The sequence below is a fragment of the Tannerella forsythia genome, assembly GCF_001006485.1.
Classification (GTDB): domain Bacteria; phylum Bacteroidota; class Bacteroidia; order Bacteroidales; family Tannerellaceae; genus Tannerella; species Tannerella forsythia.
The window spans coordinates 88872-103383 of the sequence record NZ_JUET01000010.1 but is presented as its reverse complement, the minus strand read 5'-3'; the positions used below and the strand labels follow the sequence as shown (position 1 = coordinate 103383).

At 49.1% G+C, this 14512-nt stretch carries 15 protein-coding genes; 13 read left to right on the top strand and 2 right to left on the bottom strand.

The window, feature by feature from the left end:
- Positions 1–308 precede the first annotated feature (308 nt).
- Positions 309–620, bottom strand: coding sequence for a hypothetical protein (locus Tanf_RS14645; RefSeq protein WP_140230657.1), 312 nt, complete (start codon positions 618–620; stop codon positions 309–311).
- Between the two features lie 429 nt (positions 621–1049).
- On the opposite strand from Tanf_RS14645, the gene Tanf_RS00875 reads away from it, so the two are divergent.
- The 6 genes from Tanf_RS00875 to Tanf_RS00850 all read left to right on the top strand — a co-directional run bounded on the left by Tanf_RS00875 (position 1050) and on the right by Tanf_RS00850 (position 7127).
- Entirely contained in the window at positions 1050–1880 is an 831-nt protein-coding gene (locus tag Tanf_RS00875) for a GLPGLI family protein (protein WP_014225401.1), read from the top strand.
- Positions 1881–1995: 115 nt separating this feature from the next.
- Positions 1996–2241: a hypothetical protein gene (locus tag Tanf_RS15220; RefSeq protein WP_046824552.1), complete on the top strand. Its 246-nt coding sequence runs from the start codon at positions 1996–1998 to the stop codon at positions 2239–2241.
- An 88-nt stretch (positions 2242–2329) separates the two neighbouring features.
- Positions 2330–3184, top strand: a complete 855-nt coding sequence (locus tag Tanf_RS00865) for a GLPGLI family protein (RefSeq protein WP_014225403.1) — start codon at positions 2330–2332, stop codon at positions 3182–3184.
- 115 nt (positions 3185–3299) lie between these two features.
- Positions 3300–3548, top strand: a complete 249-nt coding sequence (locus Tanf_RS15215) for a hypothetical protein (RefSeq protein WP_046824551.1) — start codon at positions 3300–3302, stop codon at positions 3546–3548.
- An 88-nt stretch (positions 3549–3636) separates the two neighbouring features.
- A complete protein-coding gene (locus Tanf_RS00855) occupies positions 3637–4494 on the top strand; it encodes a GLPGLI family protein (protein ID WP_014225404.1) in 858 nt (285 codons plus the stop codon).
- Between the two features lie 5 nt (positions 4495–4499).
- On the top strand, positions 4500–7127 hold the full coding sequence (locus tag Tanf_RS00850; RefSeq protein WP_046824550.1) for a carboxypeptidase regulatory-like domain-containing protein: 2628 nt from the start codon (positions 4500–4502) through the stop codon (positions 7125–7127).
- Between the two features lie 3 nt (positions 7128–7130).
- On the opposite strand, the gene Tanf_RS00845 is transcribed toward Tanf_RS00850, so the two are convergent.
- Positions 7131–8333 (bottom strand): exo-beta-N-acetylmuramidase NamZ family protein, encoded by a 1203-nt coding sequence (locus Tanf_RS00845; protein WP_046824549.1) that lies wholly within the window; start codon positions 8331–8333, stop codon positions 7131–7133.
- 543 nt (positions 8334–8876) lie between these two features.
- On the opposite strand from Tanf_RS00845, the gene rplM reads away from it, so the two are divergent.
- From rplM to Tanf_RS00805, 7 genes are all read left to right on the top strand, one after another.
- Positions 8877–9332: a 50S ribosomal protein L13 gene (gene rplM, locus Tanf_RS00835; RefSeq protein ID WP_046824548.1), complete on the top strand. Its 456-nt coding sequence runs from the start codon at positions 8877–8879 to the stop codon at positions 9330–9332.
- Between the two features lie 5 nt (positions 9333–9337).
- Positions 9338–9724 carry a 30S ribosomal protein S9 gene (gene rpsI, locus Tanf_RS00830; RefSeq protein WP_046824547.1) on the top strand — a complete coding sequence of 129 codons (387 nt, stop codon included), beginning with the start codon at positions 9338–9340 and terminating at the stop codon, positions 9722–9724.
- 141 nt (positions 9725–9865) lie between these two features.
- Complete coding sequence (gene rpsB / locus Tanf_RS00825; protein WP_014225409.1) at positions 9866–10726, top strand: 30S ribosomal protein S2; 861 nt, start codon at positions 9866–9868, stop codon at positions 10724–10726.
- A gap of 17 nt (positions 10727–10743) precedes the next feature.
- Positions 10744–11568, top strand: a complete 825-nt coding sequence (gene tsf / locus Tanf_RS00820) for a translation elongation factor Ts (RefSeq protein WP_046824546.1) — start codon at positions 10744–10746, stop codon at positions 11566–11568.
- Positions 11569–11702: 134 nt separating this feature from the next.
- The gene (locus Tanf_RS00815) at positions 11703–12578 is read left to right on the top strand and encodes an ABC transporter ATP-binding protein (protein WP_046824545.1); all 876 of its coding nucleotides are present in this window, start codon (positions 11703–11705) and stop codon (positions 12576–12578) included.
- A 6-nt stretch (positions 12579–12584) separates the two neighbouring features.
- Positions 12585–13259, top strand: a complete 675-nt coding sequence (locus Tanf_RS00810; protein ID WP_046824544.1) for a hypothetical protein — start codon at positions 12585–12587, stop codon at positions 13257–13259.
- A gap of 23 nt (positions 13260–13282) precedes the next feature.
- Positions 13283–14506: a DUF4857 domain-containing protein gene (locus Tanf_RS00805; protein WP_014225413.1), complete on the top strand. Its 1224-nt coding sequence runs from the start codon at positions 13283–13285 to the stop codon at positions 14504–14506.
- Positions 14507–14512 lie beyond the last annotated feature (6 nt).

Below are 14512 nucleotides of genomic sequence, written 5' to 3'. Positions count from 1 at the left end.
TCGCCGATCGAAGCTATAAGGTGATTCTTCGGTAATCCGGAGAGTTGATCCTCTTGGTGAGGCGTAAATTATTCAAAAACGGCTGCCCTTTTCAGTATCGAAAACGGCAGCCGTTTTTGCGTAAAAACGATTCTTGCTGTCCGATAAAAGAGACCTCTTTGTTGTGAGAATAACTAACGTGAGTTCGACCTAAGCCAGGTATCAATCTTGAGCTACCCGTAAGCTCCTGATAGAGGTTTATCCCAAATTATGCGATTCACTGTTGGGCGTTTACCATTAATAACGGACGTACGAATGTACGACAATGGTTACGTCAGGCTTACAGCCCTTCGCCGAGATGCGATGCCTTTTTCCCCAACGCTTCGCTTCCGCTCTTTCCCCCCTTTGAAGGGGAGCTGGGGGGATGTCCCTCTGCGTTCGGATACCGTGTACCCGGCATAACAATTAACCATTAATTTGTCATTCAGAGCGAAGCGATGAATCTCTTTTCCGTTACTTTTGGCTTGATCCAAAAGTAACCAAAAGATCAAGGCTTCGTGCGCTTCGCACGTCGTCGCGACGCTCGCAGGTCGGAAAATCAGGTAACTCGCTTCGCTTCGGACAGCCTGATTTTCTTTCACCCTGCTCGCTGCTCCGTCGGCTCACCGCCCGAGGCCCATGGACGAACGCCGAGGGCGTTCGAGGCGAGATTCCTCACTACGTTCGGAATGACAAACGCGGTTATTTGCGTTGATTCGCGCCCATTTGTGAAATTCGCGTTCGGATAACCCTGCATAACAATTGACAATTAACAATTGAATTACGTCAGGCTTACAGCCCTTCGCCGAGATGCGATGCCTTTTTCCCCAACGCTTCGCATTGGGCTGAATTAATGCGCCCTTTCAGGGCTTTTACAGTGGTCAGTAAACAGATCAACAACTAAACATTTCAACCCCTCAACCCCTCAACGCCCCGAAGGGGTTAGCCCGCACGGAGCACAAGGGCTGAAGGCCTGAATTAAATTCATTCTTATTTTTTCTATCGCGGAATCCGGGTTTATCACATTACTATTGACAAGCCTTGTAAACATCGTCATCTATGGGCAAATAACCGTAAAAGGAGCGGCAGTCAACCGATACGCCAAATTTTCTCCGTTAGAACCGCTCGACCAAGCAACACTGGAATGTATTTACGAATATACCGTAAAAGATCCGCGCCTGCAAAAGGTCGAAATCTATTACGATATCCTGCAGGTCGGAAAGCGCGTTTCAAAATACGCGGCATATCCGGATTATCGTATCGACTCCGTCATTTACCGGATGGATATTACGAAGATTACCATCGGCCAAGCGACGGCCATATCTAATCAATATGAAGGATGGAAAGCATCCAAATACACCATCGTCAAAGACCATCGTACAAAAACTCTTTCGTATTACGATCGTGTGTTTACGGACCGGTACGTCTATCCGGATACGATTAACATCGGTTGGAAGTTGAGCGGCGGAACGAAAACCGTCTGCGGATATGCGTGCCGGAAAGCCACAGCCACCTTTCGCGGACGCGCGTGGACAGCCTGGTATGCAACGGACATTCCGGTAAACGACGGTCCATGGAAGTACGGAGGACTGCCGGGGCTCATCCTGCAAATCGAAGATGCCACGGGCGATCAGCATTTCACGGCCATCTCCATCCGCACCCCGACGGAAAACATCTCGATGCAAAAACGATCCGAACCGTTCAAAACCACCCGTAAACGTTTCAACAAACAATTGAACGACTATCGTTCCGATCCCGGCAAAATCATGTCCGGCAGTCCGCTTGCGGGTAAAACCGTCGACGGAAAAGAAATACCCGTTCCCAAACGGCAATTGTTCCATAATCCGATCGAGCTGGAATAATGAAAAAACAAAACCCATTGCATATATTAACATTTATTATTTGGCCATATAAAAAAAGCCATAGAAATTTGCAAATGACAATTTTGTCACATCATTTTTTATATGGATAAAAATTATGAAAAGAAAATTTTTTTGTGTTTTAGCTGTAGTGGGGATCTTTTTTTCCACAGAAGTTTTCGCCGGAATGTATTTTAAGACTTGGTGCGGCGTGGAAGGTATGACTGTAGGGCCCGAATGTTTCGAAAATGGATGCGACTTCAATGAATATCTTCAAGAACTTAACGAAGCATATTGTGACGGACAAAGAGGTAAAATAGATTGGGTCTCGGATCGTGCCGTTGAATTAGATTTTTCCTTGTAAACATTAGATGAGACTTAAAAACATTTACACCTGATTTGACGACCTATCACTGTCAAATCAGGTTTTATATTACATACCCCGATTTTCGATGAAGACATTAATCGCTCTACTGTTGATAAGCCTGATAAGCCCAATTACCTACGGGCAAATAACTGTAAAAGGATCAGCAGCTGACCAGTATGCCAAATTTTCTCCGTTAGAACATCTCGACCAAGCAACACTGGAATGTATTTACGAATATACCGTAAAAGACCCGCGCCTGCAAAAGACCGAAATCTATTACGATATCCTGCAGGTCGGAAAGCGCGTTTCCAAATATGCAGCTTATCCGGCTTATCGCGTTGACTCGGTCATTTACCGGATGGATATTACGAAAATTACCATCGGCCAAGCGACGGCCATATCTAATCAATATGAAGGATGGAAAGCATCCAAATACACCATCGTCAAAGACCATCGTACAAAAACTCTTTCGTATTACGATCGTGTGTTTACGGACCGGTACGTCTATCCGGATACGATTGACATCGGTTGGAAGTTGAGCGGCGAAACGAAAACCGTCTGCGGATATACCTGCCGGAAAGCTACAGCCACCTTTCGCGGACGCACGTGGACAGCCTGGTATGCAACGGACATTCCGGTAAACGACGGTCCATGGAAGTTCGGAGGATTGCCGGGACTCATCCTGCAAATCGAAGATGCCACGGGCGATCAGCATTTCACGGCCATCTCCATCCGCACCCCGACGGAAAACATCTCGATGCAAAAACGATCCGAACCGTTCAAAACCACCCGTAAACGTTTCAACAAACAATTGAACGACTATCGTTCCGATCCCGGCAAAATCATGTCCGGCAATCCGCTTGCAGGTAAAACCGTCGATGGAAAAGAAATACCCGTTCCCAAACGGCAATTGTTCCATAATCCGATCGAGCTGGAATAATGAAAAAACAAAACCCATTGCATATATTAACATTTATTATTTGGCCATATAAAAAAAGCCATAGAAATTTGCAAATGACAATTTTGTCACATCATTTTTTATATGGATAAAAATTATGAAAAGAAAATTTTTTTGTGTTTTAGCTGTTGTAGTGGGGATCTTTTTTTCCACAGAAGTTTTCGCCGGAATCTATTTTAAGACTTGGTGCGGCGTGGAAGGTATGACTGTAGGGCCCGAATGTTTTAAAAATGGATATGATTTCGGGGAATATCTTCAAGAACTTAACGAAGCATATTGTGACGGACAAAGAGGTAAAATAGATTGGGTCTCGGATCGTGCCGTTGAATTAGATTTTTCCTTGTAAACATTAGATGAGACTTAAAAACAATTACACCTGATTTGACGACCTATCACTGTCAAATCAGGTTTTATATTACATACCCCGATTTTCGATGAAAATATTTATCACATTACTATTGACAAGCCTTGTAAACATCGTCATCTATGGGCAAATAACCGTAAAGGGAGCAGCAGCTAACCAGTATGCCGGATTTGAGCCGTTAGAACATCTCGACCAAGCAACACTGGAATGTATTTACGAATATACCGTAAAAGACCCGCGCCTGCAAAAGACCGAAATCTATTACGATATCCTGCAGGTCGGAAAGCGCGTTTCCAAATATGCAGCTTATCCGGATTATCGCATCGACTCCGTCATGTGCCGGATGGAGGATATCACCAAAGTCACATTCGGACAATTCACGGCCATATCCAATCAATATGAAGGCTGGAAAGCATCCAAATACACCATCGTCAAAGACCATCGTACAAAAACTCTTTCGTATTACGATCGCGTATTTACCGACCGGTACGTCTATCCCGATACGATTGTCATCGGTTGGAAGTTGAGCGACGGAACGAAAACCGTCTGCGGATATGCGTGCCGGAAAGCCACTGCCACCTTCCGCGGACGCGCGTGGACAGCCTGGTATGCAACCGACATTCCGGTAAGCGACGGTCCCTGGAAGTTCGGAGGATTGCCGGGACTCATCCTGCAAATCGAAGATGCCACGGGCGATCAGCATTTCACGGCTATTTCCATCCGCACCCCTACAGAAAATATCTCGATGCGAAAACGATCCGAACCGTTCAAAACCACCCGTAAACGTTTCAACAAACAGTTGAACGACTATCGTTCCGATCCCGGCAAAATCATGTCCGGCAGTCCGCTTGCGGGTAAAACCGTCGATGGAAAAGAAATGCCTGTTCCCAAACGACAACTGTTCCATAACCCGATCGAATTGGAATAACGCGTATGTCCATCCGGCGGATACTGTTTTACATCCTGTCGGCCAACCTCCTTACGGTGGTAGCCGCCTTGTCTCAAACGGTGATTACCGGTCGGCTGACCGATGTTGAGACCGGTCATGCCATCCCCGATGCCATCGTAAAAGCGATAAAAGCCGACACGACACGAGCAGTATTGGCCTATACGATCACCGACACGGAAGGACGTTACCGGTTATCGCTGGCAGAGCAACAGCAGCCGATTGAGCTGGAGTTCGCCGTATTGGGCTATCGCACCGTCAGCCGGCGTGTAGCGGCGCAATCGGCCACGATCGACCAGACGCTTGCTCCGTCTGCTTTCAAACTGAAAGAAGTAACGGTCAAAGCCGCGCCCATCAGTTCGCACGGCGATACGCTTAACTACAACGTGGCTTCGTTCATCGCTCCTACCGATCGCACCGTAGAAGATATTCTGCGCAAGCTGCCCGGCATCACCGTCAAGCCCGGTGGAGGAATCGAATACCAGGGTAAGGCGATCAACAAATTCTATATCGAAGGACTCGACATGCTCGGCGGACGCTACACGCTGGCTACCCGTAATATCGGTGCCGACCAGATCACCAGTGTTCAGGTCTACGAAAACCATCAACCCGTTCGCCTGCTCAAAAATATTGATTTCAGCGAAAATGCCGCATTGAATATCAAACTGAAAAATAAGGGTATGACACGCCCCGCAGGCAACGTACTGGGCGGTATCGGTTATCGTCCGGGCATGCTTTATCGTGCCGAATTATTTGGTTTTATAGCCCACACGAAAGGACAAATGTTGGCCACGCTGAAAGGTGATAATTGCAGCGCCGAAGCCGGCTATGAGTTAACCGACCATTTCGGCAGAGGCGGCGAAAACAAGGCTGACGGACTGATTCCCGATCTGCCTTTCACGGTGCCCGGCGATGTCAAGACACGCACACGCCGTTCGTCCGGAGCATCTGCCTCACTGAACACGATCCGTCGTACCGGATCGTACTCCACGCTGACATTCAATCTGGGCTATGCCGAAGCTCGCCGCCGTTACGAACGCGAATCGGTCAGCACGTATTTCGTCGCTACCGACAGCGCCATCATAGCCCGCGAATCACTGAGCACCGACGCCGCCGACCATGACCTGACGGCCAGCGTCGTCTATGAAAAAAATGCCGAACAGGAATTTGTTTCCAACACGGCCGACTTCCGGTTCGGTTTCGGCGAGGCAGATACCCGCCTGCAACTTCCCGCCGAACTTCGGCAACGTTTTACGCAACGACAGGCAGCGCTCAACAACCGACTGTCGCTGATGTGGCGCCGGGGAACGAACGTTTACCGATTGCAGTCGCATATCCGTGGCAGCGTCGTGCCGGGCAACCGGCTCACGGTAGACGGTAGCAACCATGCGCGACTCGTGACACAGCGCGTACTCGGACAATCGCTCTACACGAATCACAGCACCTCGTTCGTAAAAGGACTGAACGCTTACCATAACCTGTGGTTCGACGTGACGATGGAGACTGAGCACGATCGCGTCGATACCGATCTGGACAATCGCACGATGCCTCTACAGGCGCGTAACCTGAACGGCGGATACCGGTTGCAGCCTGTCGTTACGCCATCGTACGTCTTCGACCGCGATCGTGTGCGCATCAAACTCGACATACCGGTTCGATACGTCCACATCCGTTATCGCGACCGCCAGTCGGCCGAAACATTCCGGTACGACCGTCCCTACGTCGGCGCGCGCATAAACACCCGCTACACCATCAGTCCCGGCTTCTCGGTAACGGCCGGTGCCGGTATCACCCATACAACGGGCGACATGCTGTCGTTCCTCATCCACCCCGTGCAGCACAGCTATAACAAGCTATCCGGCGGTGAATCGGGGCGGTTGGCTTATCGGCGGACGAGCAGCCTCACCGCAGGATACCTTTTCCGTAACACGATGGAAGGATTTTTTTCCACGCTCAACGTTGCCGTCGGACGTACCCACCACAATATATTGAAAGGAGAAACGGTCGCATCCGACGGCTCGATCACTTCACGCACGACAGGAACGACAAACGATGCCGACATGGTAACAGGCACGTTCTATATCGCTAAAAACTTTCATGATCAAAATACGACTATCGCGCTGACAAGCAGCTATACCCAAACGTCGGGCGAACGGTCGCGGCAAGGGCTGCGCGTGCAGCATGTCAATCGGATCATGTCGCTTAACCCGTCCCTCAACGTACGGGCTTTCGATTGGATGATAGTAAGAATCAGAGGGATGTTCGATCGGTTTACACAAACGGTACGCACCGGCACGATCAATACCGAATCAGTGATACAGAGCTGGGGCCTGGATGCGGACCTGACCCTCCTACCCTTGCGCAATGTCGAGTTGTTCGGCCAAACGAATTACCGGAATCATCCTTCGGAAGATAATCGCCGCACACAACGTTGGCTCGTCGATGTGGGCATTCGCTACCAGCCTTCTCGTGTCATTGAGCTGGAACTAAAGCTACAGAATCTGACCGATGCCGACACCTACACCGATATCCGTTACCGCGACACGGACATGTTCGTGACCACGTTCGGCCTGCGTCCGGCCTCGGGCATCGTCAGCCTGAAATATTCGTTTTAACCCTCACTCTGCTTCGGGGTAGTCCGGGTAGAGGAGGTATTTTTTGCGTATCTGTTTGTATTCGTCGAGACCGGATTGCCATGTAGCGCGGATTTCGGCTTCGGGTACTCCGTCAAGGATTTGTTTGCGCAGCGCATCCGTTCCGGCCAGCAGGTCGAACCAGCGCGGGCGGTTGAAAAACAGCTTTTCGTTTCGGCCGGTGCGAGCAAAGAAGTCGATGACGAAAGAGAGCGTAAGGCCTCCTGCGAAGGGGTAATAACGCAGGTCGTCGCCGTAGCAGGTTTTGTCTTTATAAAGCGGAGCAGTATCCATGCCGGGAATAGCCGTGGGGACGAAGGTGAACGAGCCGGTCTGCGGCAGGGTATACCCGACGATCTGGAACGGGAAATGCGTTCCCCGCCCGACACTCATGCACGTCCCTTCAAAGAAACAGAGCGAAGGATAGAGGCGGACGGCCTGATCGTTCGGGAGATTCGGAGAAGGTCGGACGGTCGGCTGGTAAGCGTCGCCATGTTGCCAGTTCAACATTTTAATGACAGTCAGTTTGCAGGTAGCGGCCGAGGGCAACCACCCTTCGCCGTTGATCATTTGCGCCAGTTCGCCGACGGTCAGCCCGTGCAAAACGGGGATCGGATGGACGCCGACAAACGACTCGAATCCCGGCTGACGCACCGGGCCGTCTACATAGTCGTTCGGGTTCGGGCGGTTTAACACCATCAGCTCCTTGCCGTGTTCCGCACAAGCCTCCATCAGGTAATGCATCGTACTGATGTAGGTAAAGAAACGCGCCCCCACGTCTTGAATGTCGAAGACAATGATATCGACGTCGGCCAACTGTTCGGCGCTCGGTTTTTTATTTTTTCCGTAAACCGAAACGATGAGGACACCCGTTTTCGGGTCGCGGCTGTCGTGAACGGTCGCACCGGCATCGGCCGTACCGCGAAAGCCGTGCTCGGGAGCAAAAACCTTTCTGATATCGATCTTTTGTGCCAGCAACGTATCTAACAGGTGCGTAAAACCGGTTCCGAGGATCGAGGTATGATTCACGGCCAGCGCCACCCGTTTATCTTTCAACCGGGTGCAAATGCTATCCATCCGTTCGTTACCCGGTACGACACGCTTGTTCCGCTGTTGCGCGGAGATAGTCCCTGTTGCTGAAACCCAAAGCATCAGGAGCAGAAATAATGACAGGATATTTCGTTTCATTGCAAATAATATGTTTCTTTTTCGGGGTGTAAAAGTAGTTGAAAAAGGGGAGAAATCCCAGGGCTGACGCATTAAACAACTGATTCAATACTTGAGTTTGGAGGATGCGATTATTCGCATTGATGTCATAGGTACGCCGACGGCATTATTGAACAAATCGTTGAAAAAAGCAGGCATTATGCGCCTTGTGTCAAAGTGGACCGGACAAACAGCACAAATTATATACATTATTCAAAAGATCAACTCCTTCATTATCGAGTGGCTCAAGACTTTTTTGAACTCTTTTATTCCCCGAATTCAGAAGAAACCAGCCGGATTGAGACCTCAACAAACGATAGAAATCGTCTTTTAATATGTCGTCTCTAAGAAAAAAGTCCTGAGCTTGTGTTGTGTATTCGGATAAAAGTCGTACCTTTGCCACCCGATTATTATCTAAAGTGTTCAAACAGTTCGTTCTTAACACCTTGCTAAATTCTTCTGTGTCCGAAGAGTAGAAAGGGAGTGAAGGCGCGTTTTTTAGTATTAATTTATAAAGAAATAACAGTGGATACGTTAAGTTTTAAGACCATTTCTGCAAACAAAGCAACTGTAAACAAGGAGTGGGTGGTTGTCGATGCAACCGGCCAATCGTTGGGACGCATTTGTACGAAAGTCGCCAAATTATTACGCGGCAAGTACAAACCGAATTTCACCCCGCACGTTGACTGTGGTGACAATGTGATTATTATTAATGCAGACAAAGTCGTTCTGACGGGAAATAAGTGGAACGGCCGTATTTATTTTAAGCATACCGGATATCCCGGCGGCCAGCGTGAAATCACTCCCGCCCAATTAATGGCGAAAGGAGAAGACCGTCTGTTCCGTAAGGTGGTAAAAGGCATGCTTCCCAAGAACCGTCTGGGAGATAAATTGCTCAATAATCTGTATGTCTATGCAGGTTCGGAGCATAAGCACGAAGCCCAGCAGCCGAAGTCGATAGATATAAACTCACTTAACTAAATTTCATGGAAGTAGTAAATGCAATAGGAAGACGTAAGGCGGCCATTGCCCGTGTATACGTTAGCGAAGGAAATGGAAAAATTACGGTGAACCGCCGTGAATTGTCCGATTATTTTCCCTCCCCGATCCTGCAATTCGTAGTGAAGCAACCCCTCAGCGTGTTGAGTGTGGACGGCCAATACGATATCAAGGTGAATTTGGTCGGCGGCGGATTTAAGGGACAGTCGGAAGCGGCTCGTCTGGCGATCACACGCGCATTGATTAAGATCAATCCCGAGTCGAAGCCGACACTTAAGGCCGAAGGTTTCGTAACACGCGACCCGCGTGCGGTAGAACGTAAGAAACCGGGACGTCCGAAAGCGCGTAAACGGTTCCAGTTCAGTAAACGTTAATGTCATTTGTGAGTTGCTTGCAAGTAGAAAAGGCGTTTAGTATCTAAATTGTCCGGATTTTTTCTGCATGGAGAAATGTCGGAGAACTACCGGACGGTTGAATGAAACAGAATGTAAACGATTTAACAACAAAAGAAAGAAATGTCAAGATTAAATTTTGATCAGTTATTGGAAGCAGGCGTTCATTTCGGACACTTGAAAAGAAAATGGAATCCTGCAATGGCTCCTTACATTTTTATGGAGCGCAATGGTATTCACATCATTGATTTGTATAAAACCGCTGCGAAAGTAGACGAAGCGGCGGAAGCGCTGAAGAACATCGCCTGTTCCGGACGGAAGATCCTGTTTGTGGCGACTAAGAAACAAGCCAAGCAGATCGTAGCCGATAAAGCAACGTCGGTGGGTATGCCCTACGTGATCGAACGCTGGCCGGGCGGTATGTTGACTAACTTCCCGACCATCCGTAAAGCCATCAAGAAAATGTCGACGATCGACAGGATGAGCAAGGACGGCACTTTTGATAATCTATCCAAACGTGAGAAATTACAAATTACCCGTCAGCGTGCCAAGCTGGAAAAGATGCTCGGTTCGATTGCCGACCTGAATCGTTTGCCGGCAGCCCTGTTCGTGGTAGACGTAATGAAGGAGCACATTGCTGTGCGTGAAGCCAATCGCCTCGGTATTCCGGTGTTTGCCATGGTCGATACGAACTCCGACCCGACGAATATAGACTTCGTTATTCCGGCTAACGACGATGCGACGAAATCGGTCGACTTGATTTTGGGCGTGCTTTGCGAAGCGATTAACGAAGGTCTTCAGGAAGGTAAAGCGGCCAGAGATAAAGAGGAGTCGGAAAAGACCGTAAGCGAAGACGGTGAAGAGACACCGAGACGCGAACGTCGGGCAAAAACGGGAGCCAGACGTGCGAAAAAAGAAGAAGAGGAGGAGACTCCGAGAGCAACTGCCGCTTCGAATGAAGAGGGAGAAGAAGACGAAATTTAATCATAAAGAACTATATTATGGCAGTAACAATGGCAGATATCACCCACTTGCGCAAGATGAGCGGAGCGGGTATGATGGATTGCAAGAAGGCTTTGGAAGAAGCAAACAACGACTTCGACAAAGCTATGGAGATTATTCGCAAAAAAGGACAGGCCGTAGCAGCGAAGCGTTCCGATCGCGAGGCGTCCGAAGGTTGTGTATTGGCAACCGAAAACGGTGACTTTGCGGCAGTCGTAGCCCTGAAATGTGAAACGGATTTTGTGGCTAAAAATGCAGATTTTGTAGCCTTGACACAGGATATTCTCAATGCGGCGATGAGTAACAAGCCGGCCACAAAAGAAGAGTTGCTTAAGATGGCTCTGAGTGACGGTCGTTCGATCGAGAACCATATCACGGACCGTGTCGGAGTTACGGGGGAGAAGATGGAACTTGGAGAATATGAATATGTGAAAGGAGCTTCTACGGTATCGTATATTCATCCGGGCAATAAGCTGGCTGCTATTGTGGCGTTCAATCAGGAGCTTGACCATCAGGTTGCCCGCGAGATCGCGATGCAGGTAGCCGCCATGAATCCGGTGGCCGTGACCCCGGCCGATGTACCTCAGCACGTGCTGGATACGGAGAAGCAGATTGCCCGCGACAAAGCCCTCGAAGCAGGAAAACCGGAAAACCTGCTGGATCGTATTGCTGAAGGTGCTTTGCAGAAGTTCTACAAAGAGAACACCTTGTTGCAACAAGAATACGTGAAGGATGCGAAACTCACGGTTGAACAGTATCTCCAACAACAAGACAAGGGATTGACGGTAACTGCGTTTAAACGCGTTACGCTGAATGTAGACTGATCGTTTGTCCTGTTATTTAAATAAAAGGTCGTTCGGGAAAATACTCGGGCGACTTTTTTTATTTACACGATACATGCAGTCATAAATGTTTTGCGTATCTTTGAAAATTATTCACTTAGTGTGCTTGGTTTTGAATGGAAACGATTATTCACTGCGAAAATATTACTCATTACTACGGCAAGAAGCTAATCTATGAGAATCTGAACTTTGAAGTCAAACAAGGGAAGATTCTGGGACTTCTGGGTAAGAACGGGACCGGCAAAACGACGATCATCAATATCTTGAACGGATACCTTAAACCTCGTTCGGGCATCTGCCGTATCTTCGGCGAGCGGATGGAATCGCTCTCTCCCTCGACGAAAGCGCGTATCGGACTGCTACTCGAAGGACATATCCAGCATACATACTTCAACGTTGAACAGATTGAGCGGTTTTACAGTCGTTTTTTCCCAAACTGGAAGAGGGATGCCTACTACGAGCTTCTACGGAAATTACAGGTTACGCCGACCCAGAAGATCAGTACCATGTCGTGCGGACAACGTTCGCAGGTGGCGCTCGGTCTGTTATTTGCCCAAGACCCCGATCTGCTCATTCTGGATGATTTCTCGATGGGATTAGATCCCGGTTACCGTCGTCTGTTCGTTGAATACCTCCGGGAGTATGCTACGGCCGGGAACAAAACGATTTTCCTGACCTCCCATATCATTCAGGATATGGAGATGCTCATCGATGACTGCATGATTATGGATTACGGACGTATCCTGCTGCATGAACCGACTCGATATATCATGGAGCGATTCAGGCGTTTCCGCTTTGTCTGCGATGGAGTGAAGATACCGGCCGACGAGAGGTTGTGGCATACCGAAAGGACCGGTAACCGGTGGGAGACATACTCCTTTGCCCCGAAGGAGGAAGTGGAACAGGTCTTGTCGCCTTGTGGGGTGAACGGGTTGAAAGAGGAGCAGCTCTCGCTCGAAGATGCATTTATCGGTTTAACCGGAAAATATTAATCGATTATGTTCAGTGCAATCTTTTATAAAGAATGGATCAAGACGCGGCGGACGGTTGGGCTTATACTTCTGCTGCTTGTTGCCTTGCTGGTGTACGCGTTGGTACAGATGGAGCAGACGCTTCGCGTCAACGGGGCGGTACAGGCCTGGTCGGCTGTCTTGTTAAAAGACATGTCACTCGTGCCGGAGGTCACGAAATGGTTTCCGCTTTTGACAGGTCTGCTGCTCGGAGTGGCCCAGTTTATCCCGGAGATGACGGACAAGCGATTGAAACTAACCCTTCATCTGCCGTTACGCGAGTCGAAGATTGTCTTTGTAACGTTGCTGTATGGCATGGCCATACTGTCGGCTGCCTTCCTGCCGATGTACGTGGCGCTGTATGCCGGACTCTCCCGTCATTATGCTGTTGAAATGCTGCATGCGATGACCTGGCAACTTCTGCCTTATTTCGAGGGAGGGCTTGCCTGCTATCTTTTTACGGCATGGGTTTGTGTGGAACCCGTATGGCGCAGGCGTGTGGCCAATACACTCGTGGCTGCCGCGGGGTTATACCTTTTCTTTATGGATGCCCCATCAGGCGCTTATATGACTTTTTTGCCCTGCCTGACTCTTATACTTATTGCAGGACTTAGCTTCCCGTTCTATTCCGCTGCACGGTTCAAAGACGGATCGCCCGGATAATATTTCGTAAAAAATAACGGTATATGATACGCAAACCATTTATTTACTATACGATTCTGCTCTTCGTCACTTTTACGGGGATGTGGATCATCCCGTCATTCGTCCGGATGGCTACGGATTCGCCGGACAGCTATCCATTCGTCTATTACAGTGCGGTGATGAAGGATTGGGGCATCATAGATTATAAAGACAAGGAGATGCCGCTCAGCGATCTGCAAGGAAATAAATATACGACGGCGCAGTTCGACTCATTGATGCCATTCCTCAATTATCGTCAGCTTATGGCCGACGGACGTCTGCCCGACAGCATTTGCGGTACGGCTATCAGCCCGCCTCTGTTACGGGCTGCAACAGTTGTCTTCCGGTATACTCCGAAAGAGCGGAAGACACCGGATAAAGGATTGTATATCCTCTTCGAATCAATGCCCAAACGAGTCGGGTTGGAAATGCCGGATGATGTGTTTCGCCTGAAAGACGGGATCGAGTTTATCGACGTGCAGACGAATACCGTTAATCGGGAAAAGAGCGATTTGTTTGCACGGGCGCTCGAAAAAGCCGGCTATACATTCCCCGCACGTTGGGTCGTTGGCAATCCGAATCCGCGCAAACCGTATGACGAAGGCTATTTCACTCTCGATTCTCAGGGGCGGCTTTATCACCTCAAAATGGTCAACAATCGTCCGTTCGTTAAGGATACACGTATCGATAAAGACATGGATATGGCTTGGTTTTCGATGTATGAGGCGTCGAATAAACGTTTCTACGGCTTTCTATTCGACCGGCAGGGGGGGCTGTATATCTTAGAGAGTCGCGAAGGGCAATACGTGCCGGTGAAATTGGACCTCGACCCGATCGACATCGACTGTGACGAGGTAACGGTGATGGGTAACCTACTCTACTGGACGGTAATTATCACCACGCCGCAGGGACGCCGGTATTACGGATTGGAGACCGAGACCTTGAAGAGAGTGTCCGAACATGCCATTGCAAGAGAACCGAACCGCTGGGATAAGGTGTCGGGATGGCTCTTCCCTTTTTATATCACGTTTCAGGAACCGGACAGTCATTTTCTTTATCCCCGGCTACATGTTACGGAATATCGTGCGTGGGCAATCAATCTGCTGCTGGCATTGCTTGTCACAGTCATTGCTTCCCGACGGAGTGATAAGCTCTTTGCCGCACTTTTTGTTGCTCTCACCGGTATAGCGGGTATCGTCGCATGGTTGCTGATGCCGAAAAATAGATGAATGATA

Excerpts from the sequence above, each read along its gene's own strand:
- Tanf_RS00805 (WP_014225413.1), top strand. The coding sequence starts at position 13,283 with ATGATACGCAAACCATTTATTTACTATACGATTCTGCTCTTCGTCACT.
- Tanf_RS00855 (WP_014225404.1), top strand. The coding sequence starts at position 3,637 with ATGAAAATATTTATCACATTACTATTGACAAGCCTTGTAAACATCGTC.
- tsf (WP_046824546.1), top strand. The coding sequence starts at position 10,744 with ATGGCAGTAACAATGGCAGATATCACCCACTTGCGCAAGATGAGCGGA.
- rpsB (WP_014225409.1), top strand. The coding sequence starts at position 9,866 with ATGTCAAGATTAAATTTTGATCAGTTATTGGAAGCAGGCGTTCATTTC.
- rpsI (WP_046824547.1), top strand. The coding sequence starts at position 9,338 with ATGGAAGTAGTAAATGCAATAGGAAGACGTAAGGCGGCCATTGCCCGT.
- Tanf_RS00850 (WP_046824550.1), top strand. The coding sequence starts at position 4,500 with ATGTCCATCCGGCGGATACTGTTTTACATCCTGTCGGCCAACCTCCTT.
- Tanf_RS15215 (WP_046824551.1), top strand. The coding sequence starts at position 3,300 with ATGAAAAGAAAATTTTTTTGTGTTTTAGCTGTTGTAGTGGGGATCTTT.
- Tanf_RS00810 (WP_046824544.1), top strand. The coding sequence starts at position 12,585 with ATGTTCAGTGCAATCTTTTATAAAGAATGGATCAAGACGCGGCGGACG.
- Tanf_RS00845 (WP_046824549.1), bottom strand. The coding sequence starts at position 8,333 with ATGAAACGAAATATCCTGTCATTATTTCTGCTCCTGATGCTTTGGGTT.
- Tanf_RS15220 (WP_046824552.1), top strand. The coding sequence starts at position 1,996 with ATGAAAAGAAAATTTTTTTGTGTTTTAGCTGTAGTGGGGATCTTTTTT.
- Tanf_RS00815 (WP_046824545.1), top strand. The coding sequence starts at position 11,703 with ATGGAAACGATTATTCACTGCGAAAATATTACTCATTACTACGGCAAG.
- Tanf_RS00865 (WP_014225403.1), top strand. The coding sequence starts at position 2,330 with ATGAAGACATTAATCGCTCTACTGTTGATAAGCCTGATAAGCCCAATT.